This window comes from Paracoccus sp. BR5-17 (genome assembly GCF_055693925.1).
On the sequence record NZ_JBVFUV010000003.1, the window covers coordinates 2,357,984 to 2,377,225 of the forward strand.

Here is a 19,242-nt window from a genome sequence, read left to right on the forward strand (position 1 = left end):
CCGGCCCGACCATGCTATCGGTCCATTCTGGACGCAGGCAACGCACTTGTATGGCGGCCACGTGTCCATTCTGGACGAATCGAGGGGTATGCTCGTCGCGGCGGATCGATATTGTCACGGCATCGCATCGACGCAGACGTCACAAGCGGCCTTCCAAGGGCGCGTTCGAGGCGGCTCTCCTCCCCGGGGAGCACGCCCAGCCGTTTGCCGCCTGAGAGGAGCAGGAATGAAACTGTCATTCAACACCTGGGTCTATTCGAGCTTTCCGGTCTGGGTCCCGGCCTACCCGCTCGACGAGGTCATCCGCCGGCTCGCCCGCATCGGCTACGACGGGATCGAGATCGGCGCTGCCGCGCCGCATGCCTTTCCCGACTACCTCACCCGCGATCGGATCGCCGAGATCCGCGGATTGCTCGACGACAACGGGATTGCCTGCTCGTCGATGCTGCCTGCCCCTGGCGGTGGCCCCGGGTTCAACGTCGCCTCGCCCGACCCAGCCGAGCGCGCGGCCGCGATCGACCAATACAAGAAGGTCGCCGATCTCTGTCACGCCTGGGGCGCGCCCACGCTGATGTATGTCGCCGGCTGGCAGATCTTCGGCACCGACCGCAGGCAGGCCTGGGACTGGAGCGCCACCGCCCTGAAACAGATCGCCGATCACGCCGGCAGCGACCTGACGGTCGCCGTTGAGCCGACCTCGGCCGACAGCAACCTGATCGACAGCTGCGACGACGTCATCCAGATCATCGAGCAGGTCGAACGCCCGAACGTCGCGGCGATGTTCGACACCTATCACACGCTCTACCGCAACGAAGTGCCCACGGACTATGTCCACCGCCTCGGGTCGCGGCTGAAGCACGTCCACCTCGCCGACGTGAACCGCGACCCGCCGGGGAGCGGCGTCGTGGACTACCCGTCGCTGATCGAGGCGCTGAAGGCAAACGGTTACGAGGGCTATCTCACGATGGAGATCGGCTTCAACCGCCGCAATGTCGAGCCTGACGATCTGGCCCGGCGCGCGCTCACCTACCTCAAGACCATCATTTGAGATCACATCCGTTCCCTGCGCGCCGGGGGAGGCGGCAGTGGACGAAACCAAGAAGGGAGACGGACAGATGAAGCGAATTGCACTCTTGGCTACGATCGGCCTCTCGGCCGGCCAGGTCGCGGCCCAGACGGTCGTCACGCAATGGGACCAGTTCTCGCAGGCCGGCATCACCGCGGCCGGACCCGCGATGGACGAACTGATCAAGACCTGCGCGCCCGCGCTCGGCGGCGCAGAGGTCCTGCGGACCGTCGCGCCGTCGATCGGCATCCGCGACAGCTACCGGCTTGCCGTGGCCGCGGGAAAGACGCCTGACCTTGCATATACCTGGCCTGCCGCTTCGGTGCTCGCAGGCTACGCGCGGATCGGTGCGCTGGCGCCGCTCGACGACTACTATGCCAAGTACGGCTGGAAGCACGTCAACGATTTCTATCGGGGCCGCAACTCTTACGAGGGGCACATCTACGGTTTGCCGATGGAGCAAGACCTGATGGGGGTCTACTACAACAAGGCGCTGTTCGAAGAGCAAGGCATAAAGGTGCCCACGACCTACGACGAATTCGTCGCAGCGGCGAACGCGTTCAAGGAGGCCGGCATCGTGCCGATCGCCTTCGGGAACCGCGACCGCTGGCCGGCCACCAACACCTTCTCGCTGATCCTTGGTCTCACCGCCGGCAAGCAGACCGAAGAGCAGGTCTTCTTCGGCGACACGCCCTGGACGAACGAGCAATTCCTCAAGTCCGCGACGGTGTTCCAGGACTGGGCCAACAACGGATGGTTCCCGCGCGGCTTCAACGGCGTCGGCTATGACGAGGCGAACGCGCTCTTCCTGTCGGGCCGCGCCGCGATGACGATAACGGGCACCTGGGTGATCCAGGACATGATCCGCGGTTCGGGCAAGATCGACCTGGGCGTCTTCATGCTGCCGCCGATCGCCGAGGACATCAAGCCCGGGACGATGTGGGGCGAAGGGTCGCAATGGCAGCTCTCGGCCACGGCCGACCAGGCCACAAAGGATGCGGCGGCGGCTTATCTCGACTGCCTCGTCAGCGACGACAGCCGGAAGATCTGGGTGCAGAAGGGCTATACCGTGCCGATCGGCACCACGCCCGAGGAACTCAGCGAATGGGGCGCCGACCCCGTGGTCCATTCGTTCTTCGAGCAGGGACTCGCGACGCCGGACACCAACTTCTACGACCTCCACACGACGCTGCCCGAAAGTGTCACTCAGGTCCTCTACCCGGAACTGCAGCGCCTTGCCGGCGGCGACACCACGCCCGAGGAGTTCCTGCAAGCGATGCAGACCGCCTGGGAGACCGCGATCGCCAACGGCGAGCGCTGGGTCCCCTGAACCTTCACCGGCGGGCCGGCACGACCGGCCCGCCAACTCTCGCCCGCCCGCGATCTTTCGCCCGTACGAGGAAACCCATGCACTCGCCCCGCACCGCCTACTGGTTCCTGGCCCCCGCACTCATCCTCTACCTCGCCTTCGTGGCCGTGCCGATCGCGCAGGTGGTGGGCTACAGCTTCTTTTCGTGGGACGGCGGTCGGCTCGACCAATTCGTGGGGCTGGCGAACTTCGCGCGCCTGGGATCCGACACCGTCTTCTGGGCCGCCTTGTGGCACAACGCGATCTGGGTCGTCCTGACGCTCGCATTTCCGCTCTTGGCCGGCCTGCTGCTCTCGGCGATCCTTGCCGAGCGGCGACCGAACACGGTGCGGGCGCTGGCGGCGATCTACTTCATCCCGCGCACCATACCGCTCGTCGTCGCGGGGATCATCTGGGGCTGGATCTACAACCCGATCTTCGGTCTGCTGAACTACGGTCTCGAGGCCATGGGCCTCGGCCAGTTCGGCCACGCCTGGCTCGCCGAGGAGTCCACCGCACTCCTGTCGCTCAACGTGGTCGGCGCCTGGACATTCTTCGGCTTCTGCGTCGTGATCTACCTCGCGGCGATCCAGTCGATCGACCCGTCGCTCTACGAGGCGGCGGATATCGACGGCGCGGGCTGGGGCGCCAAGTTCCGCGACATCACCGTTCCGCTGCTGCGAAACTCGACCCTATTTCTCGGGCTTTATGCCGCGATCGAGGCGATGCGCTTCTTCGACCTGATCTGGGTCACCACGCAGGGCGGTCCGGGCTACGCCACCGAGGTGTTGACCACGCATGTCTACAAGACCTTCTTCCTCGTCGGCGACTTCGGCTACGCCGCTGTGCTGTCGGTCGTCCTTCTCATCATCGTGCTCAGCCTCGCGTCCCTGAGCTTCTGGCTGCTGAGGTCGAAATGAAAACCACGACCCGCCCGATCCAGACCCTGGTCCTCGCCGTCTTCGCGATCTACGCGCTGGCCCCGGTCTACCTCGTCGTTCTGGCCTCGATGCGCAGCGAGGCGGACCTGTTCTCCGGTCCGCTGTCGCTGCCCTGGCCGTTCAACCTCGAAAACTTCCGCCGGGTCTGGTCCGAAAGCGGCTTTTCCACCTATTTCTGGAACTCGATGGTGATCTCGCTCAGCGTCACCATCATCGTCCTGCTGACGGCACCCCTCGCCGGGTTCGCCTTCGCGAAGGTGCGGTTTCGCGGGCGCGAGGCGCTTTTCGCCCTGTTCCTCGCTGGACTCGTGGTGCCCGCGCCCTCCGTCATCGTAGCACTCTATGGCAACCTCCAGGCGCTCGGGATGATCGACAGCCGGCTCGGCGTGATCCTGCCGCAGGCTGCCCTGCTGACGCCGTTCTCCGTCTTCATGATGCGCACCGTGATGCAGGACGTCCCGGACGAACTGATCGAGGCCTCCACGATGGACGGCGCGAGCCTGATCCGGACCTTCGTCGGCGTCGTGCTTCCCGTCGTCCGACCCGGCCTGATGTCGCTGATGCTGATCGTGTTCCTGTTCTCGTGGCAGGAGTACCTGCTGCCCCTCGTCGTGCTTCAGACCGAGACGCTGAAGCCGATCACCGTCGGCGCGGCGAGCCTGCAGGGGCGCTACGGCGTCGACTATGGCGGGATCGCCGCGGCGGGTCAGCGCGCCGCGCAGGACGACGAGCGCCGTGGCAAGGCCGCGCACGGAGAGCGCCGCAGCGGCCATGCCAGCGACCCAACGTCCCGCGAGGAACGCGGCGAAGGTGGCGGCATAGGTGGTCAGGCGGCCGATGTTGTCGAAGAGCCCGCGGATCGCGATGCCGAGCGGACCCGTGCGGCTCGCGACCGCAGCCATGGCGTTGGCGACGGCCTCAAGCGCAGGCGCTGCGGCGACGGCGAGCTGGTTCGACAGACCGCGCCAGATCAGCCCGAGCCGGGAGATCGCATCGTTCGTCCGCTCGATCTGGTCGGCATCCTGCTCGGAGACGACAACGCCGAAGGCGAGGACGTCCTCGGTCGCCTGCCTCAGCGTGGCCGTGTCGATCCGGCTCATGGCGATCGAGCCTTCCTCGCCGAAGAGCTGGCCCGCGACGGCCGCGCGCTCGGCCGCTGGCACAAAGCTCTCGATGGCCGCGTTGATGGCGACGACGCGCTGGTCCAGCGGCAGCGCGATCAGCTCATTGGCCGAGAGCCCCAATCGGTCCAGCGCGTCGGCAGCAGGGCCGGTCCCGGCGGCCGCCTGGCTGAGACGGCGCGTCAGATCCTTGGTGGCTTGCTCGATGCCGGACATCGACACGCCCGCCAGTTCGCCCGCCCGTTCCAGCGTCTGGATCGAGGCGACCGTGGTCCCGAGCGACTGCGCCAGCTTCGCCTGCGCATCGACGGTCTGCAGCCCGGAGCGGATCATCGCCACGCCCGCGGCGGCGGCAGCCGCCACGGCGGCAGCGGCGGCCACGCGCACCCGGCGCGAGAAGGCCGCGAGCCGGGCGTTGGCCGCCTCCATCTCCCGGCTCAGCCGTCCGAAGCCGCGCGACCCGGCCTCGCCCACGCCTTCCAGCTCGGCGCGCACCTGTCGCCCGCCCACGGCCGCGAGGCGGACGCTGACGCGTTTCTCGGCCATCGGTCAGACTCCTTGCTTTCGCCGCATAGGCGTCTTACGTTTACGCCATCGATCAAATGAAGGTATGAACATGGCCGAGACCGCGACCCTGTCTTCGAAGTTCCAGATCTCGATCCCCAAGGCGATCCGGGCCGCCCAGCACTGGGAGGCCGGGCTGACCTTTGCCTTCATCCCGAAAGGCACGGGCGTCCTGCTTGTGCCGGTGCCCAAGCGGGAAGCGCTGAAGGGGCTCGCGCGCGGCGCGTCCGCCACCGATTATCGCGACCGGGCGGACCGGTTCTGATGATCCTCGTCGACACGTCGGCGTGGATCGAGTGGCTCATCGGCTCGCCGACCGGCGAGAAGCTGTCCGAACATCTGCCCGAACAGGCCGAGTGGCTGGTCCCGACAATGGTCCAGCTCGAGCTGGCGAAATGGCTGACGCGCGAGGTCGGCGAGGACAAGGCGGATCAGGTCATCGCCTTCACGCAGGTCTGCAATGTGGTGCCGCTCGACACCGAGATCGCGCTGGCGGCGGCGGAGTCTTGCCGGGAGCACAAGCTCGCGACTGCCGACGCGATCATCTTCGCAACCGCTCGCGCGCAGGGCGCGACACTGCTGACCTGCGACGCTCATTTCGAGGGACTGCCCGGCGTCACCCTGATCGAGAAGATCAAGACCTGAATTCCGGGCCGCCGTTGGCCGCCAGTTCCTCGTTCAGCTTCCGGACCATTTCTGCTTCGATGACGGGCAACAGTTCGGCCATGGCGAGCGGCGGCACGCCGAGCGCGTTGCCGAGCGCCAGCGCCGCCGACATGTCCCAGCCGATCACCGCGCCGGGCAGGACACGCAGCTGACCGCCGAGACGGCCGACAAGGTCCCAGACCTGCCAGCCCTCCGGTGTTTCCGGACGGTTCAGCCGCGCCGGGCAGTCCGGGCAGGCTTGCTCGCGGCCCTCGTAGGGTGCGCAGGCTTGGCAGTATCGCTCGCCCCCGCCGAAGGACCACTCGGCGAGAGCGCGGAGGCGTTTTTCCTGTTCCAGCAGCAGACCCTTCGAGACGTAGGTCAGCTGGAAGGCCTCGAAGATCGGCCAGAAGTCGAGCAGCGCATCGATGGCCTCGGGGCTCGGATCGATGGGGTTGCCTTCGGCGTCGCCGATGCCCTCCCAGGCGAGCACCGCCCGCCGCGCCAGCGCCTTGGCGAAGGCGACGGCACGCTCCTCGTCAGAGGCCTCCTCGGGAACGGCCTCGACTGCCGGGTCGCTGCGTGTCGCCACCATCAGCGCGGTGGTCAGCGGGCGCAGCTCCACCCGGACGCCGGGGGCGAGGTCATGCCAGCGCGGCGCGTTCGTCAGATCGAGCGTCAGCATCAGTAGGTCTCCACATCGTTCACTAGGGTGGCTGTGCACATCCGGCCGACGACGCTGTCGCGCGCGGCCTGCCAGTCGAAGGTCGCCTGCACGCCCTGTGGTCCGGAAATCTCGATGCGCGGACGCGGCAGGTAGACGGCGTGCACCGTGAAGGTGAAGCTCTCGCCCGAGGGCAGGACATAGGCGAACTCCATCTCGCAGGCCTCGCCGTTGATGGCCTGCGTCACCAGCGTCTGGTCGGCGAAGCGCACCTCGATCCGACCGGTCAGCGCGGCGATGGACGGGTCCGCTCCGTCGATCCGCCCGTCGCTGCGGATGGTCTCGATCCGGTCGAGATTGTTCGCGTAGGTGATCTCGGCCGAGACCACGTTGCCGAGCGCCGAACCGTTCCGCGTGATCGCGCCGTTGAAATGGCCGAAGCGCTTCAGCTCAAGCGCGGCGGGTGTTCCGGCGCTCGTCGTCGTGCCCACGGCCTCGCCCTGCGCCACCAGCCGCGCCGTCGCGGTCAGCAGGCCCGAGCGCTGCATCTGCCAGCTGATCTGGTCGAGCACGCAGCCCGAGTACATCGCGTAGCGCGGCACCTCGGGCATGCCGGTTTCGATCGACATGCTGGGCAGCGTCCATGACCCCGACTGTTACTCGTGGCTGTAAGGGGCTTCCGCACCCGTGGTCGTAGGTGTCCCGAAGGCGGCCTTCAGCCAGAAGCCCAAAGCCTCGGCGTCGAGCGGCACCACGACATCGCCGTCGGCAGTGACGGCGTCCTTGATCGGCGCCAGAGGGTCGCGGCCGTAGCCGAGAAGTTCCGAGTTCAGCAGCGGCTGCTCCGCCCCCAGCGAAGTGCTGGCGAAGGGCATGCGCGTGAAGCCGCTAGCCGGCGGCGTTCCATAGGTCGTCTCGAACGCAAGCGCCATCAGCGCCCGCGCCCCCTGGGCTCGTGCCATCGTCGTCTCCTGTGGTCGGTTGGATCAGGCCAGTTGGTCGGCCGTGGAATAGTGCAGCACCACCGGGATCACGGCGGCCTTCAGGCTGGCCGCGCCTTCGACCGGCAGATCGACAGGCCGCGGCGCCTCCGCCTCGACCCAGTCGCACAATCCGCCCAGTGTTCGGTCGGCGGCGAGCGCCGTGCCAATGCTGGCGGTCAGCGTGTCGAAGTCGATATCACGCGCTGCGCCCTGCACGACTGCCTCGATTTCGGCGCGGTGCTGGTAGTGGTAGGCGAGCGGCGACAGCGTCACCTCGGGATCCCCCGGCTCGCCGTCACGCAGGATCAGCAGCCCCTCGGCCGGCACGCGCTCGGGCAGCACCTCGCCGCGCAGGGCGGCGGCGGGCAGCGCCGACAGCCGCGCGTGCAGCGCGGTGAGGATGGTTTCGCGTATCGTCATGATTGTCTCGACGGGTTAAGCTTCTGGGGAAGTGACGCGATTCGGAGCTGGGCTGTCGGCGCATTGATATTTTAAGCGATTGCAGGACCTTTGTATGTCTGAATCCAAAAATCAATTGAAGAAGAGCCCCCCTTCATATTATGCCGGATGGCTATTTAATAAGATTTCCAACGTCGCGTTTATTATGTCGGTTGTTTCGTTTCTAAATGGCCTCGAGACATTTCACCAAATTCGTGAAATTTTCTATGGAACGCTAGGCGAAATCCGCATTTTCCTTGAGCGCCTTGGCGACTTCGTTTCGATGTTAGTCTGGCCATATGTAGTTTCAAGGGACTATGTTCTAGACTTGCTTCAAGTGTCGCTCTCAAGTGCCCAAGCGGATGCGCTGTTCATCTCTTCACTTCTGTTCTCGATATGGCTCTCAAAGCTCTATGCGGGATTCGCGGGCTCCATGTACAAAACTGCCTTTACGTATTACATGTTGCTGAAGCAAATGATCTCGCAGTCGTCCGACGCGAAGGATCCAAAGGCATTAAGCAAAAGCATACGAACTCTCGTGGAGAAGAATAAGCTTGGACATCTTGCAGCTGGCCCTGTGGAAGATTTAGCGAGGGGGCTCGACGCAGGAATGAAGGGGGAATATCTATCGGATCGCATCCGCGCCGCTGATCAGACTGTCAACTATGCTTTCGAGAACCTTGGCACCGCTTTTGCGGCTGAAATTACGGATTATGATCAAGGAATTCGAGGAATAAAGCTTAAAGTCTATGTCTCATCCTTCCTGCTTTGCCTTTTCGTCATTAATCACCTGCTCTCAGGTCAAAGTGTTGAGATTATTCGGATCGCTCTCTTCATTCCATCATTCGCCCTTACAATTATGGTTGCGTTCTTTGGGTTCTATTTCGCCATCGTGGTTCTCGCGCTGCTGATATTCGTAGCTATTGCATTGATATCAAAACGGTTCCCGAATTCATTCGTGGCAAAGAAAGTTGGTGAGCCACTTTCAAAATTTTTCCGTACGATATACCTTGTAAGTTTCTGGTCTCCAGCCTCGGGCACTCCACCAAAAATTGACTCGATGTCGCCTAATTTTGGCGAAGCTGAAGTCTTTCAGAGCACTTTGAAGGATGGATCGAGCTGCCTCGTGTTCAAGCACTCAAAGGACCTTTCGTACTCGATGATCAAAGGGATCACCTTTCAAGTGAGTTTATCGAAAGTCACCTTTCACGCAGCCACCGGGCGGACATTTTTAGGTAGCGGCTCCATAAAGGTTCTAAATGAGCTGAAGAACCTACAGACCGGGCGCGTCAATATTCAATTTTGCCCCGACGAAGCTATTGTTGATAGTGTTTGGCGGCCCGTTGAAATTTTACCTTAAGACCGATTGAGTGCGTTCACCTCTTTGAACTCACCCAGTTCCCCACGATCAGCCCCGGCACGCTGTCCAGCGCCCTGTCTGCGTCCCGCGCCAGATCGAGCCGCTTCGGCAGCTTGACCTGCGGCACCAGCAGGAAGATCGGCGCGGTGACCTTGCCGCGCCCGGTCTTCGAGCGCGACACCACCGCCTGGCCCTTCGTGTTCAGCCGCCCCTCCGCCACCAGCAGGCTCGGCCCCGTCCGCCGATAGACGAAGCGCAGGCGCAGCCCGCGTCGTCGTTCCCACTCGCCAGGAGTGATCCGGCCGCCGCGCAGGGACTTGCCCGCCGCGGGCAACGGGATCGCCAGCCAGAACCCGTTCTTCGAGCGGATCAACGGCCCCGTGTCATGCGCGCCCACGATCACCGGGGCCTTCGACCAGACGAGCGCCGCGGCGTCCAGGCTCTCGCCCGACCTCGGGAAGTTCTGGCTGCGGATGGAGTTGGCGAGCCGTGTACCAAGCCCCGCGCCGGTGATCTGCAGCCGCCACGCCGACTTCAACCCGGTCCCAGCCTCGCGCACGGCTGCGGTTACGGCGCGTTCGCCCGCCGCCACCTCGGCCGCCATCATCGCGACGATGTCGGGATCGATGTCGAGCTTCAGTTTCACGCGGGCCTCAGATCGACGGTCCAGACCAGCCGCTCGCGGTCACGGACCGGCTCGCCCTGAATGAGGAAGGCCTCGCCGTCGATCTCGACGCGGTCGCCGGGGCGCGGGTTCTCAACCTCGGCCACCAGCAGGTCGATCCTCGTGGTTTCGGACCACAGCCGCGCATCGCCGAAGTCGGTGACCGCATCGGCACGCCGAGCAACGACGCGCACCAGCACGGGCGCGCCGCCGTCGGCGATGTAGACCGCGTCCCGGCCGATGTTCGGATCGGCGAAGAGCGCGCCCACGGCAGCGGCGAAGGCGCTCATCAGAACGTCGCGTTCAGGCGGACCCGGCCGATGGTGTCGCCCGCGCCGCTCGCCACCGCCTCGACGGCCACGCCGATGAGCGTGTTGTCGGTCGCGACGGTCGTGGTGCGCTTGTTGGTGTCGTCCCAATAGACCTTAGCGCCGACGGTCCAGGCCTGCGAGCCGACCTTGGTGATGTCGAAGACGCCGACGAGCGTGGTCTCGACGGGTTCAGCGATGGCAGCATCCCCGGCGGCGACGCCGAAGATGGAGCCGACGAGCAGGCCGTCGCCGGAGGCGACGGCATAGGGCGCGGTCAGGGTGATGGTGTTGCCGGGCTGGACGAAGTTTTTCATGGGGATGATCCTCGTGGAAAAAGAAGGGCGGCCCGATTGGACCGCCCGGATGTCAGGGTTCAGGAAGCGCGGGTTACGCGCCCGGGTTCTTGTAGAGACCGCGCCAGTCGATGGCCTTGGCGCCGAAGTCGAGGCGGCACTTGATCTCGACGCCATCGACGTCGAAGCCGTTGCGGGTCTCGATGTAGGCGCCCTGTTGGCCTTCCAGATAGGCGTACTCGATGGTGTCGATCTGGTTGGGCGAGGCCGCCAGATACCAGGCGGTCTCGCTGGCGGCGTCGAGGCGCGGCTCGCTGATCGGCGCGAGGGTCCGGATCGACTGCGGCACGACGCTGGCCGTCGCGGCGGGGACCAGATTCTGCGCGACCAGCTGCTCGGCCTTCAGCTCCAGCGATGCGGGCACGATCAGGAAGGCCGGGCGGACGTTCAGCACCGTCTTCTTGTCGAGCCCCGTCTGCTTGGCCATCGCGGCGCGCGCCGCACCGACACTGCTCACGTCGAGCGCCGCGCCGGTGCCCGCGAGGTTCTTGTGCGTGGTGTGGAACAGCGCGTTGCCGTCGGCCATCGCCGGGTTGGCGGTGATGATGCCCCAGACCACATCCGACTCCAGCTGGGCGATGGAGTTGCCGTACATCGCCGGGATCCGGGTGAAGGCGTCGAGATCGTCGTTGATCAGCGTCTGGCGGGTGATCGCGACCACCCGGCCATAGGTCTTGACCTTGTAGCTCTCCTTGCTTTCGCCGAGCGTCCCGCGCTTGAACTCGCCGCTTTCGCCGACCTCCAGCAGCTGCGGGGCTTCGCCCAACTGCACCCGGTGCATGGCCTTGAAGTCGGTGGCGAGCACCTGGCGGCAGAACAGCATGAAGGTGCGGGGATAAGCCTCGTAGGCCTGCCTCAGCGTCTTGTTGGTGACCGCCGACAGGATCTCGGGGAAGTCCGAGGTCGAGTGCAGCGCGCGTGTCGCCACCTCGTCGCGCGAGAGGCCGCGCGTGTTGACCCCGGCATTGCCGAGGCTTTCGCGAGCCAGTTCCAGCAGGGTCATGCCGCGATACTGCCGGGCGGCGTCCTCCAGCTGGAACAGCGTCGGGCTGTAACGGTGCAGGAGCGCGTTCGCCACCGCGTCGCGGCGGGTGATGCGCTCGTCCCGACCGCCGAGCGGGACGGAGACATGCGGGAAGGTCCGGGTCTCTTCCGACTTGGCCGCGACCTGGTCGAGGATCAGGCGGCGGGACTCGTCGACGCTGACGCCGCGCTTGACCAGGTCCTCGGCGAAGCCGCGCTCGAGGTTCAGCCGCCCGGCCAGATCGTAGATGGTGGAGACGCGGTCGCGCTCGGCCTCGCGGGCGCGGGTGGCGACCGCCTCCGTGTCGGGCGCAGGGATTGCCTGCGTCTTCGGCTGGGTGCGGGTTTCCACTGCGGCGACCTTCGGGTCGGGCGCTGCCGATTTCGGCTCGGTCATGGGGGTGTCCTCGGTTTCGACCGGCGCGGTCGGCTGGGTGGTGGCGGGGGTTGCGGCGTCGCTCGCCGGGGTCTGGGTCTTGTCCGTCATCGGGGATGCTCCTTGCGGTGTGGGGGCGTCCCGGCGGTGAAGGACGCAGTCGTGAAGGGGATGCTGGGCACGGAAACCGGCAGCGGGGTCGGCTCCGACCGCGACGGCGGAGACCTCGAACGGGGTCCAGTCCACCGCGCGCCAGAGTTCGCGGGCGGCCTCGGGTTTCGAGACCTCGAAGCGGTGGACCTGGTAGCCGATGGAGACCGCCCGGATGTGCCCGGCCTGGATGTCGCGCCAGATCGGCTCGACATCGGCGCGCTCTGAGATGCGCACCAAGGCGATGCCCCGGCCGTTCTCGATCCGCGCCGAGCCCGGCACGACCGAGCCGATCACCGCGTCGAGCGTGTCGAGCTCGTGCACCTTCAGGAACGGCGCGCCCGCGTTCAGCCGGTCGAGCCGGACATGGGCCGGGTCGAGGCTCAGTTCCTCGTCGTAGGGCTCGCCGAAGAAGGTCGTACGCCGGACGCGGGCCCCGGTGGACCAGACCACCTCGACGGTGCGGCTGTCGGCATCGGCCGTGTTCGGCGCAAGCTCCGCCGACCGGCGCATGGCCGGCAGTTCGATCATCGTGTCCATGAAGGTCAGTCCTGTTGGGCGGCCTGCGCCGGGTCATTGTCCGCGTCGGCGGCCGGGTCGTCGGCGGTGGTGTCGTCGGCGGCCGGATCGGTCGCTGGATCGCTTGTCTGGGCGCTGCCGGTCTTGGTGACCCGCCGCGGGTCGCTGTCGAGCACCAACCCCAGCGCATCGAGCTTGGCGTTCGTCGCGGCGATCTCTGCCAGCACCGCGTCGGGATTGCGGCCCTGTTTCGCGATCACCTCCGCCAGCGTCATTGTGCCGGAGCGGATCGAGAGCAGGTTCGCCATCGCATCCTTCTGCGGATCGACCGCCTCGAACTTCGGCGGCGACCATTCCACCGGCACGATCGGCGACGGGATCTGCCCCGCCGCCCACGCTGCTTCCGTGAACCAGCGCCAGACCGGCGCACAGAACATCGGGATGAACAGCTGCCACTGCACCGCGTCGATCTGGCGGCGGAACTCCACGAGCCCCGCCCGGATCGAGGAATAGTTGACTTGAGACAGGTCCCCGGTCAGCAGCTCGTAGGGCACCCGGAACCCGGCCGAGATCGTGTGCAGGCTCGCCCGCTTGTACTCGCCGTAGCCGCCGGTGGCGGCGGGCTGGTTGAACCGGATGTCCTTGCCGCCGCGTGCATAGGCGATCAGCCCCGGCTCGAACTGCTCGACCCGGTTGCCGTCGGCATCGACGACGGAGGGCGCGATGCCCTGCTGGGCCTCGTCGTCGCCGAAGACGATGGCGGTGACGCAGGCCTCGGTCTTCTTGCGGACCAGTTCCGCCACCTCGTAGTCGTCGAGGTCGCGCAAGCTGCGGATCACCGGGGCGCCCCAGGGAACGCCGCGTGCCTGCGTGCGCTGCTTCTCGTAGATGTGCGCGATCTCTGTTGCGGGGACGGGGCGCGAACCAAGCCCGCCCTGCAGCGCGCCCCAAGCATCGCCGGGATGCCCGGCGTGCAGCCAATAGGCCCTTCGCTTGCCGACCGGATCGAACTCGATCCCCTGCACCAAACGTCCGTCGCCCAAGGCGCCGGACTTGGTGGCGTCGAGGAAGTCCGCCTCGAGCACCTGCAGTTGGAGCGGCACCGGCAAGCCATCGCTTGCCCGCCGCAACCGGCGGCGCACCAGCACCTCGCCCGCCTCGACCATCTCGCGGCAGATCAGCGTCTGCAGACCATAGAAATCGAGCTGACCATCGGCGTCGCACTCCGCCGTCCAGCGTTCGAACAGCGCGTCGACCTTCCGATCCAGCGTGTCGTCGCCGCTTGCGGCGCGCGGCATGATACCAGCGCCGATGATGTTGTTGACCAGCACCGCCACGGCCTTGGCCGCATGCGGGTTGTTGCGCACCAGATCGCGCATCCGGTCCCGCAGCAGCGCCCCGGCGACGCCGATCTCGGTGTCGGCCGAGGATCCCGGCGCGCGCCAGCCCTCGGTCCGCCGCCCGCGCGCGGCGCCGTCATAGCCCCGCGTCAGGGTCTCGAAGGCCTGCCGCGCCATCACACGGCGCGCGGCCATGCGCGGCGCCACCGTGGCGATGGCGTGATCGAACCAGGTCGCCGACATCACCGGTCCCCGCGCGAGAAGCCCGCGAGCCCGGCCACAGGCAGCGGACGGCCCACGCCCGCGATGGCGCGCTCGATGGTGCGGATGCGGGCGAGCAGGTCTTCAGCCGAACCGTAGTCGACGGACTTGCCGTCATAGCTCACCCGGGTCGTGCCGCTGGCATAGGCGCGGCGCAACGCCGAAAGCTCGGTTTCCGTCCAGTCGGTCATCTTCAGAAGTTATCCGTTTAGATCAAGGCGCGGTTTCGGCCCATTTTCGGTCATCCCTGATCAGGGCGTTCGCGAGGATCAGGAGCTTTCGCATCACGGCGGTGATCGCGACTTTCGCGGGCTTTCCCGCGCTGCAGAGCGCCTGATAGGTCTGGCCAAGCTGCCGGTTGTGCCGGGTGGCGACGAGGGCCGGCATGTAGAGCGCCCGCCGCAGTCCGCGGCGCCCGCCGCCGATCCGCGACTGGCCCTTCCACCTGCCCGACTCGCGGGTGATCGGGGCAAGCCCGGCGAGGCTGGCCGCCTCCTTGCCGTCCATCGTGCCCAGCTCGGGCATCTCCACCAGCATGGCGATCGCCGCGACCAGACCGATGCCGGGGATGGACAGCAGGATCCCGAAGCGATGGGCGAGCGCCGGATCCTTTGCGACGAGGCGCTGGAGTTCGGCGTCGATCTGCTCGATCTGGCGGTCGACCTGCCGCAGACGCGAACGCAGCTGCGCCAGGACGACCTTGTTGCGTGCCGCCTGCAGACGGTTGCGGCAGGCGGTGCGATCCTTGATCAGGGCGAGGCGCGCGATGTACAGTTCCCTGATCTCGTGCATGGCTTCACTGCGAACCGGCGTTGCCTCGAGCTCGAGCACCGCGCCCATCCGCGCGAGCATGGCGGCATCGACGCGGTCGGTCTTGGCCCCGTAGCCTGCAGCCTGTGCGAACCGGCGTGCGCGGCCGGGGTTCACCTTGACCAGCGCATGGCCCGCCACATCCAGCGCAGCCTCCATGTCGCGGTGATAGCGCCCGGTCGCCTCGTAGACGACGCGGACGGGCGCCTTGCCGATCCAGCGGCGCAGGGCCGAGAGACCCGCCCTGTCGTTGCCGAACCGGGCATGCCGGCCGTCGGACTGACGGTGAATGTCGAGCATGTCTTTGGAAATGTCGATGCCGATGGTATCCTGCATTGCCTTTCGTCTCCTGTGCTTGTCGTACGGGGCAATGCGTACAGCACCCCCCACCTATCCGTTCAGGACATGCGAAAGGCGGGGGCGATCCAACTTCTGACCGGTCCTAAGAACCTCCATCCTTTCGACCCGTCCCCCGCCGCTCTCCGGCATGTGTGAGGTGCCGGAGAGCGGCTCCTGTATCGCACAGGAGCCGGGACCGATCTTAAGACAACCATCCTCCGCGCCGCCCGAGCCAGTCGGAGCGGCGCTTGCCTTGCGGGGCCTGTCCCTGCCTGTTGATCTGCCCGGCAGGATCGGTGTCGGTGGGGGCCGCCCCGAGCTGATCCTCGAGGTCGCGCCATTTCTCGTCGGGCCAGCGGTCCGCGCCCGCGATCCAGGCGGCGGCGCGGGCGTAGACCCGGCAGTCCAGCGCCTCGTTGCGTTCCCGCAGCTTCTGCCATTCCAGCCGGGCGAAGCCGCGCTTGGTGCGCACCGTCACCAGCTGCTCGGCGACGAACTGCTTCAGCCATTCGTTCTCGACCCAATGCGGAAGGTGGACCGAGCCGGGCGGGAACGCGGCCCCGTCGGCCATCTCCTCTTCGGTCGGGCGCGCCAGCCGCAGGAAGCGGTAGGTCTCGGCCTTGAAGGTCGAGACCGCCACGGTCCAGAGCCGCGCGCCGCGCCGCAGGCGTTTCCCGCCCTCGGTCGCGTCGACGAAGGTCGGGCCCGAGACCGGGCTCGAGCGGTTGAACCCCTCGACGCCCTTGACCGGCGACACCTGCCCAAACCCCTGTGCCCGCGACCAGGAATAGACCGCCGGGGCCTCGTAGCCGGTGTCGATGGCGAGCCGCGCAATCCTGAGATGTGCGCCGCGTTCATGCGGCCAGGACCGGTCGAGCAGCGCAGTCAAGTCCGACCAGGCGTCGTGTCGATCAAGCGTTCGCCTTGGACGACGAGATTGCGCTGCGCTTCTTCCGGCTTCAGCAAATGACCGAAGGATCGATAGACCTGTCCGACGGCGAGGCCGACCCGCTCAAGGGTCCAACGGACGTGGGCACGGCCCGATCGCCCGACGAAGAAGTGGCTCTCTCTAGCTTGATCGAGAAGCTTAACGAGCGCTTTGGTACCGATTTCACTGAGGCCGATCAGCTCTTCTTCGATCAGATACGCGTGAGCGCTGAACAGGACGAGAAGATCGTGGAAGCTGCGCGTGCGAACAACTTGGCAAATTTCTCGTCGTATCTTGAGCGGATGCTAGACGAGTTGTTCATCGACCGCATGGAGGGCAACGAGGAAATTTTCTCTCGTGTGATGACGGACAAGCAGTTCCGCGCCGCGGCGCACGAGCACCTCGCCAGTGAAATCTTCCGCCGGGCCCAGAAGACAGATCCTGTTGAGTGAACCGCTGAGGAGGTCGCCAGGCATTTGGATTTCAGGTGCGCTCGCAAGGCGAAAGGAAAACACAACTATCATGCGGGTGCAGCTTGAAAAAATGGATGCGTTTCAGGGTGTTGGTGCTGTGCACCGGATGCGAAGCGGTTCACAGCCCCGGAGAATATCGGCCCTGAGAGACCGCCTCCGAGCCTCCAGGCCCCGGGGCCAGTGCTCAGCCCCTCCCGCATAACCCTCGAAAACAACGAGAAAATCCGGCTGCAACCGGATCGGGAGAACGCTTTCGCCAAGGCAAGTGGCGGAGGGGATGGGCCTGACGTCCAACCTTCTCCGGTTTAACTAATTGATTCTATTTAATAAGTCTATCTGGATGGCCAGAATCCGAGCGTCAATGCTGTCGTCCCCTCGGCGCGCGCACGTTTGGAGCAAGTCATCACCGAAGCCGGAGGCGAGTATTCTCTTGCCTTGCAATCTCCTCCGGGTAGCATGGGCAGAGGGTGCACGGGGGGACAGGAGCATGGCCAGACATCCGTACAATAATATTTCGGCAATTAACTATGCAAAGAAATATTGCGGAAAAACTGGAAAAGAGGGCAACTCCTGTGGTGAGTACCTTTCCGGAGAAAATAAATCAGATTGCGCTCATTTTTTGGCACATTGCCTCGCTGCTGGTGGAATAAAAATCACTAACACAAACCCTGGCACGGCATTCTGCCCGGACGGTCTTGCAGTACGCAACACTGATATAGAGGCCGAGCTCAAGCGGCTCGGGAAGAAGTTCGACAACATCAAGGAAATTGATCTGTCGAATGCCATTGTTGGAGACGTTGGTTTCCTTCAGGCCCACCGCCCTTGGCATGCATTCATGGTTTGCGAGGTTTGGAATGTCGGCATGCCGACCTCGACACCCAAGGTATGGGCGCATTCTACCGCCAGATGCTGCGAAGAAATGGACACGGGCTGGAAGCATTGGTTTTCCTCGGCCTATCGGCTGGAGGACGGCTGACCAAAGCGTATTTGAGGGAGGGGATCTTGCTCAATGGCCCTGGCTTTTGTTTCTACGGTGATTTCGAGTGGCCGCCGTCACCGAACAAAGCGGATCGGACCGAGGGCACTGCCGCGGGCGCGGTCGTGGTGCGCTTCGCCGAGCATCCGCAGACGCCGGGCCGCAAGGCTGCTTGGATGGTCTGGATCCCCGCCGCCATCCTGCGAAAGGTCGACAGCTTCGCCGACCTGCCGCCACTGGAACTGCCGCAAGAGGACGTCTACGACGCCGACGACATCTGGCGGACATTCGACAAGAATCAGCTTCGGTCGCTTTGGCTGCATGACCAGACGCCTGTAGTTGGCAAGACGGCGACGAGAGACCGGCTCTGGTTCACCGGCGGCTGGCTGCTCGACGTCTTTCACACTTCCACTGCCGCGACCCCCAGCCTGCGCCTGCCACTGGCGCGGCGGTTCGGCCTCGCGAAGGGCGCGGTCCAGTACTCGCGACTGATCTTCGGGCAATCGACCAACACCAATTTCAGGTTCGATCTGGGCCTGCCGGTGCCCGTCGAGCAGACCAATCGCAACGGCTGGGCGAATTCGTCCGTTTTTGTGTTCTCGGTACTGTATCAGCCGACGCCCGATGCCGGCACGAATCCGATGGTAATCGACACCGTCGTCGCAGGGCGGGCCGAGAACGGTTCCAAGAAGCTGGGGAGCAACAACCTGCCCCCGCGCGAGACCCGTTTTCTGGGCTCCTTCGGCTTTGCGATCGGTTCGAACGACCGAACTGGTTTTGCCAATTTCAAAGGAATAGCGGGGAGCAACCACTGGCCCACCTCAAACCAACAACCGGTCCTGAGGGCTATCGAGCGCCTGGGCTTCACCGTGGTGAAGCTTTCGAGCTACACGTTCCTGACGACGAGTGCCCTGAGCGGCTCGATGGACGACGAACTGAGCCTCGCCTTCGCGAGCAATGGCGTGCGACACGAGTTACGCTACAAACTGCGTCAATCGGTGGAGATCGGTGGCAGCCATGTGAAGCCCGATAACGACGACGATGTCGTCCGGCGCGATCGGAGCACTGGCAACAAGGAAGCCGATAAGGAAAAGGTCCTGCATATTCGCTTCCGCCACGACACTGGCCGGTGGCTGAACGCCGAGACCAAGGCCATCGACTATGACTTCGTCTGGTCGTGGAACAAGGCGAAGGATGCTCCTGGTCACACTATGGCGGCCCTCCTCGACAATGGGCAGAATGACCTTCTCTCACCTGAGATAGACGTACAGCTGAGCTGGACTCAGCCAATCGAAGAAAGGGCCGGTCGCGACGTCCCGCTCGAAAACGAGCAGGAGGACACCGACAGGTTCGGTCTCCTCGACGGCGCGATCCGGTCGATGCGCTCGGCGCGGCGGGCGCTGCAGCAGGCCGAGGGCGCGCAACCACAGAGCTTTCTACCCGAGTTGGAGCTGCGCAAGCTCAAATACGCGGACAAGACGGATGTTGACGAGGTTCGCTTCGCGCTCTTTCCCCAGAACCTGCGCGCCCGACTGGACGATGACGGCCTGCTCGACTGGGGCAATCCGAAGCCCGAAAGCTCCGGCCGG

The 19,242-nt window shown here is 65.2% G+C and carries 16 protein-coding genes and 6 pseudogenes; 9 read left to right on the forward strand and 13 right to left on the reverse strand.

Annotated elements, in window-relative coordinates; all coding sequences use genetic code 11:
* The first annotated feature begins 226 nt into the window (after positions 1-226).
* The 4 genes and pseudogenes from ACZ1HC_RS13220 to ACZ1HC_RS13235 form a co-directional block, all read left to right on the forward strand.
* Positions 227-1,048 (forward strand): sugar phosphate isomerase/epimerase family protein, encoded by an 822-nt coding sequence (locus tag ACZ1HC_RS13220; protein WP_154449512.1) that lies wholly within the window; start codon positions 227-229, stop codon positions 1,046-1,048.
* Positions 1,049-1,085: 37 nt separating this feature from the next.
* Positions 1,086-2,396 carry an ABC transporter substrate-binding protein gene (locus ACZ1HC_RS13225; protein WP_325063347.1) on the forward strand — a complete coding sequence of 437 codons (1,311 nt, stop codon included), beginning with the start codon at positions 1,086-1,088 and terminating at the stop codon, positions 2,394-2,396.
* A gap of 77 nt (positions 2,397-2,473) precedes the next feature.
* On the forward strand, positions 2,474-3,334 hold the full coding sequence (locus tag ACZ1HC_RS13230; protein ID WP_233417272.1) for a carbohydrate ABC transporter permease: 861 nt from the start codon (positions 2,474-2,476) through the stop codon (positions 3,332-3,334).
* A gap of 206 nt (positions 3,335-3,540) precedes the next feature.
* Positions 3,541-3,981 (forward strand): annotated as a pseudogene (locus ACZ1HC_RS13235) (carbohydrate ABC transporter permease); the annotation flags it as partial.
* Between the two features lie 54 nt (positions 3,982-4,035).
* Here ACZ1HC_RS13235 and ACZ1HC_RS13240 read toward each other — a convergent pair.
* Positions 4,036-5,022: pseudogene (locus tag ACZ1HC_RS13240) on the reverse strand (phage tail tape measure protein); the annotation flags it as partial.
* 70 nt (positions 5,023-5,092) lie between these two features.
* Here ACZ1HC_RS13240 and ACZ1HC_RS13245 point away from each other — a divergent pair.
* A complete protein-coding gene (locus tag ACZ1HC_RS13245) occupies positions 5,093-5,305 on the forward strand; it encodes an AbrB/MazE/SpoVT family DNA-binding domain-containing protein (protein ID WP_472700387.1) in 213 nt (70 codons plus the stop codon).
* The gene (locus tag ACZ1HC_RS13250; RefSeq protein WP_472700388.1) at positions 5,305-5,685 is read left to right on the forward strand and encodes a PIN domain-containing protein; all 381 of its coding nucleotides are present in this window, start codon (positions 5,305-5,307) and stop codon (positions 5,683-5,685) included. Before ACZ1HC_RS13245 ends, ACZ1HC_RS13250 begins: the two co-directional genes overlap by 1 nt.
* Here the strand turns inward: ACZ1HC_RS13250 and ACZ1HC_RS13255 are convergent.
* The 4 genes and pseudogenes from ACZ1HC_RS13255 to ACZ1HC_RS13270 all read right to left on the reverse strand — a co-directional run bounded on the left by ACZ1HC_RS13255 (position 5,675) and on the right by ACZ1HC_RS13270 (position 7,755).
* Entirely contained in the window at positions 5,675-5,920 is a 246-nt protein-coding gene (locus ACZ1HC_RS13255) for a DUF7697 family protein (RefSeq protein ID WP_472700846.1), read from the reverse strand. The two genes, ACZ1HC_RS13250 and ACZ1HC_RS13255, sit on opposite strands and share 11 nt — an antisense overlap.
* Positions 5,917-6,370: pseudogene (locus ACZ1HC_RS13260) on the reverse strand (hypothetical protein). The gene ACZ1HC_RS13255 and the pseudogene ACZ1HC_RS13260 overlap by 4 nt, the downstream one beginning before the upstream one ends.
* A pseudogene (locus ACZ1HC_RS13265) lies at positions 6,370-7,311 on the reverse strand (phage tail tube protein). Before ACZ1HC_RS13265 ends, ACZ1HC_RS13260 begins: the two co-directional pseudogenes overlap by 1 nt.
* A gap of 24 nt (positions 7,312-7,335) precedes the next feature.
* On the reverse strand, positions 7,336-7,755 hold the full coding sequence (locus ACZ1HC_RS13270; protein WP_472700847.1) for an acyl-CoA transferase: 420 nt from the start codon (positions 7,753-7,755) through the stop codon (positions 7,336-7,338).
* A gap of 91 nt (positions 7,756-7,846) precedes the next feature.
* Here ACZ1HC_RS13270 and ACZ1HC_RS13275 point away from each other — a divergent pair, with 91 nt between their 5' ends.
* A complete protein-coding gene (locus ACZ1HC_RS13275) occupies positions 7,847-9,130 on the forward strand; it encodes a hypothetical protein (RefSeq protein WP_472700389.1) in 1,284 nt (427 codons plus the stop codon).
* Positions 9,131-9,146: 16 nt separating this feature from the next.
* On the opposite strand, the gene ACZ1HC_RS13280 is transcribed toward ACZ1HC_RS13275, so the two are convergent.
* From ACZ1HC_RS13280 to ACZ1HC_RS13315, 8 genes and pseudogenes are all read right to left on the reverse strand, one after another.
* Positions 9,147-9,776 (reverse strand): DUF6441 family protein, encoded by a 630-nt coding sequence (locus ACZ1HC_RS13280; RefSeq protein WP_472700390.1) that lies wholly within the window; start codon positions 9,774-9,776, stop codon positions 9,147-9,149.
* Positions 9,773-10,084, reverse strand: coding sequence for a head-tail joining protein (locus ACZ1HC_RS13285; RefSeq protein WP_472700391.1), 312 nt, complete (start codon positions 10,082-10,084; stop codon positions 9,773-9,775). The genes ACZ1HC_RS13280 and ACZ1HC_RS13285 overlap by 4 nt, the downstream gene beginning before the upstream one ends.
* Complete coding sequence (locus ACZ1HC_RS13290; RefSeq protein ID WP_472700392.1) at positions 10,084-10,419, reverse strand: DUF2190 family protein; 336 nt, start codon at positions 10,417-10,419, stop codon at positions 10,084-10,086. The genes ACZ1HC_RS13285 and ACZ1HC_RS13290 overlap by 1 nt, the downstream gene beginning before the upstream one ends.
* A 73-nt stretch (positions 10,420-10,492) precedes the next feature.
* Positions 10,493-12,547, reverse strand: a complete 2,055-nt coding sequence (locus tag ACZ1HC_RS13295; RefSeq protein ID WP_472700393.1) for a prohead protease/major capsid protein fusion protein — start codon at positions 12,545-12,547, stop codon at positions 10,493-10,495.
* A gap of 5 nt (positions 12,548-12,552) precedes the next feature.
* Positions 12,553-14,109, reverse strand: a complete 1,557-nt coding sequence (locus ACZ1HC_RS13300; protein WP_472700394.1) for a phage portal protein — start codon at positions 14,107-14,109, stop codon at positions 12,553-12,555.
* Positions 14,109-14,318, reverse strand: a complete 210-nt coding sequence (locus ACZ1HC_RS13305) for a phage head-tail joining protein (RefSeq protein WP_036706675.1) — start codon at positions 14,316-14,318, stop codon at positions 14,109-14,111. The genes ACZ1HC_RS13300 and ACZ1HC_RS13305 overlap by 1 nt, the downstream gene beginning before the upstream one ends.
* 9 nt (positions 14,319-14,327) lie before the next feature.
* Positions 14,328-15,273 (reverse strand): annotated as a pseudogene (locus tag ACZ1HC_RS13310) (IS110 family transposase).
* Positions 15,274-15,478: 205 nt separating this feature from the next.
* A pseudogene (locus ACZ1HC_RS13315) lies at positions 15,479-16,174 on the reverse strand (terminase gpA endonuclease subunit); the annotation flags it as partial.
* Positions 16,175-16,200: 26 nt separating this feature from the next.
* Between ACZ1HC_RS13315 and ACZ1HC_RS13320 the strand changes: the two are divergent.
* Positions 16,201-16,656 carry a hypothetical protein gene (locus ACZ1HC_RS13320; RefSeq protein WP_472700395.1) on the forward strand — a complete coding sequence of 152 codons (456 nt, stop codon included), beginning with the start codon at positions 16,201-16,203 and terminating at the stop codon, positions 16,654-16,656.
* 508 nt (positions 16,657-17,164) lie between these two features.
* Positions 17,165-17,653 (forward strand): amidase domain-containing protein, encoded by a 489-nt coding sequence (locus ACZ1HC_RS13325; protein WP_472700396.1) that lies wholly within the window; start codon positions 17,165-17,167, stop codon positions 17,651-17,653.
* Positions 17,654-19,242 lie beyond the last annotated feature (1,589 nt).

Bases quoted from the DNA above. Each gene is read 5' to 3' on its own strand.
- ACZ1HC_RS13290 (WP_472700392.1), bottom strand. From the start codon at position 10,419: ATGAAAAACTTCGTCCAGCCCGGCAACACCATCACCCTGACCGCGCCC.
- ACZ1HC_RS13230 (WP_233417272.1), top strand. From the start codon at position 2,474: ATGCACTCGCCCCGCACCGCCTACTGGTTCCTGGCCCCCGCACTCATC.
- ACZ1HC_RS13295 (WP_472700393.1), bottom strand. From the start codon at position 12,547: ATGGACACGATGATCGAACTGCCGGCCATGCGCCGGTCGGCGGAGCTT.
- ACZ1HC_RS13275 (WP_472700389.1), top strand. From the start codon at position 7,847: ATGTCTGAATCCAAAAATCAATTGAAGAAGAGCCCCCCTTCATATTAT.
- ACZ1HC_RS13250 (WP_472700388.1), top strand. From the start codon at position 5,305: ATGATCCTCGTCGACACGTCGGCGTGGATCGAGTGGCTCATCGGCTCG.
- ACZ1HC_RS13325 (WP_472700396.1), top strand. From the start codon at position 17,165: ATGGCCAGACATCCGTACAATAATATTTCGGCAATTAACTATGCAAAG.
- ACZ1HC_RS13305 (WP_036706675.1), bottom strand. From the start codon at position 14,318: ATGACCGACTGGACGGAAACCGAGCTTTCGGCGTTGCGCCGCGCCTAT.
- ACZ1HC_RS13245 (WP_472700387.1), top strand. From the start codon at position 5,093: ATGGCCGAGACCGCGACCCTGTCTTCGAAGTTCCAGATCTCGATCCCC.
- ACZ1HC_RS13300 (WP_472700394.1), bottom strand. From the start codon at position 14,109: ATGTCGGCGACCTGGTTCGATCACGCCATCGCCACGGTGGCGCCGCGC.
- ACZ1HC_RS13220 (WP_154449512.1), top strand. From the start codon at position 227: ATGAAACTGTCATTCAACACCTGGGTCTATTCGAGCTTTCCGGTCTGG.
- ACZ1HC_RS13285 (WP_472700391.1), bottom strand. From the start codon at position 10,084: ATGAGCGCCTTCGCCGCTGCCGTGGGCGCGCTCTTCGCCGATCCGAAC.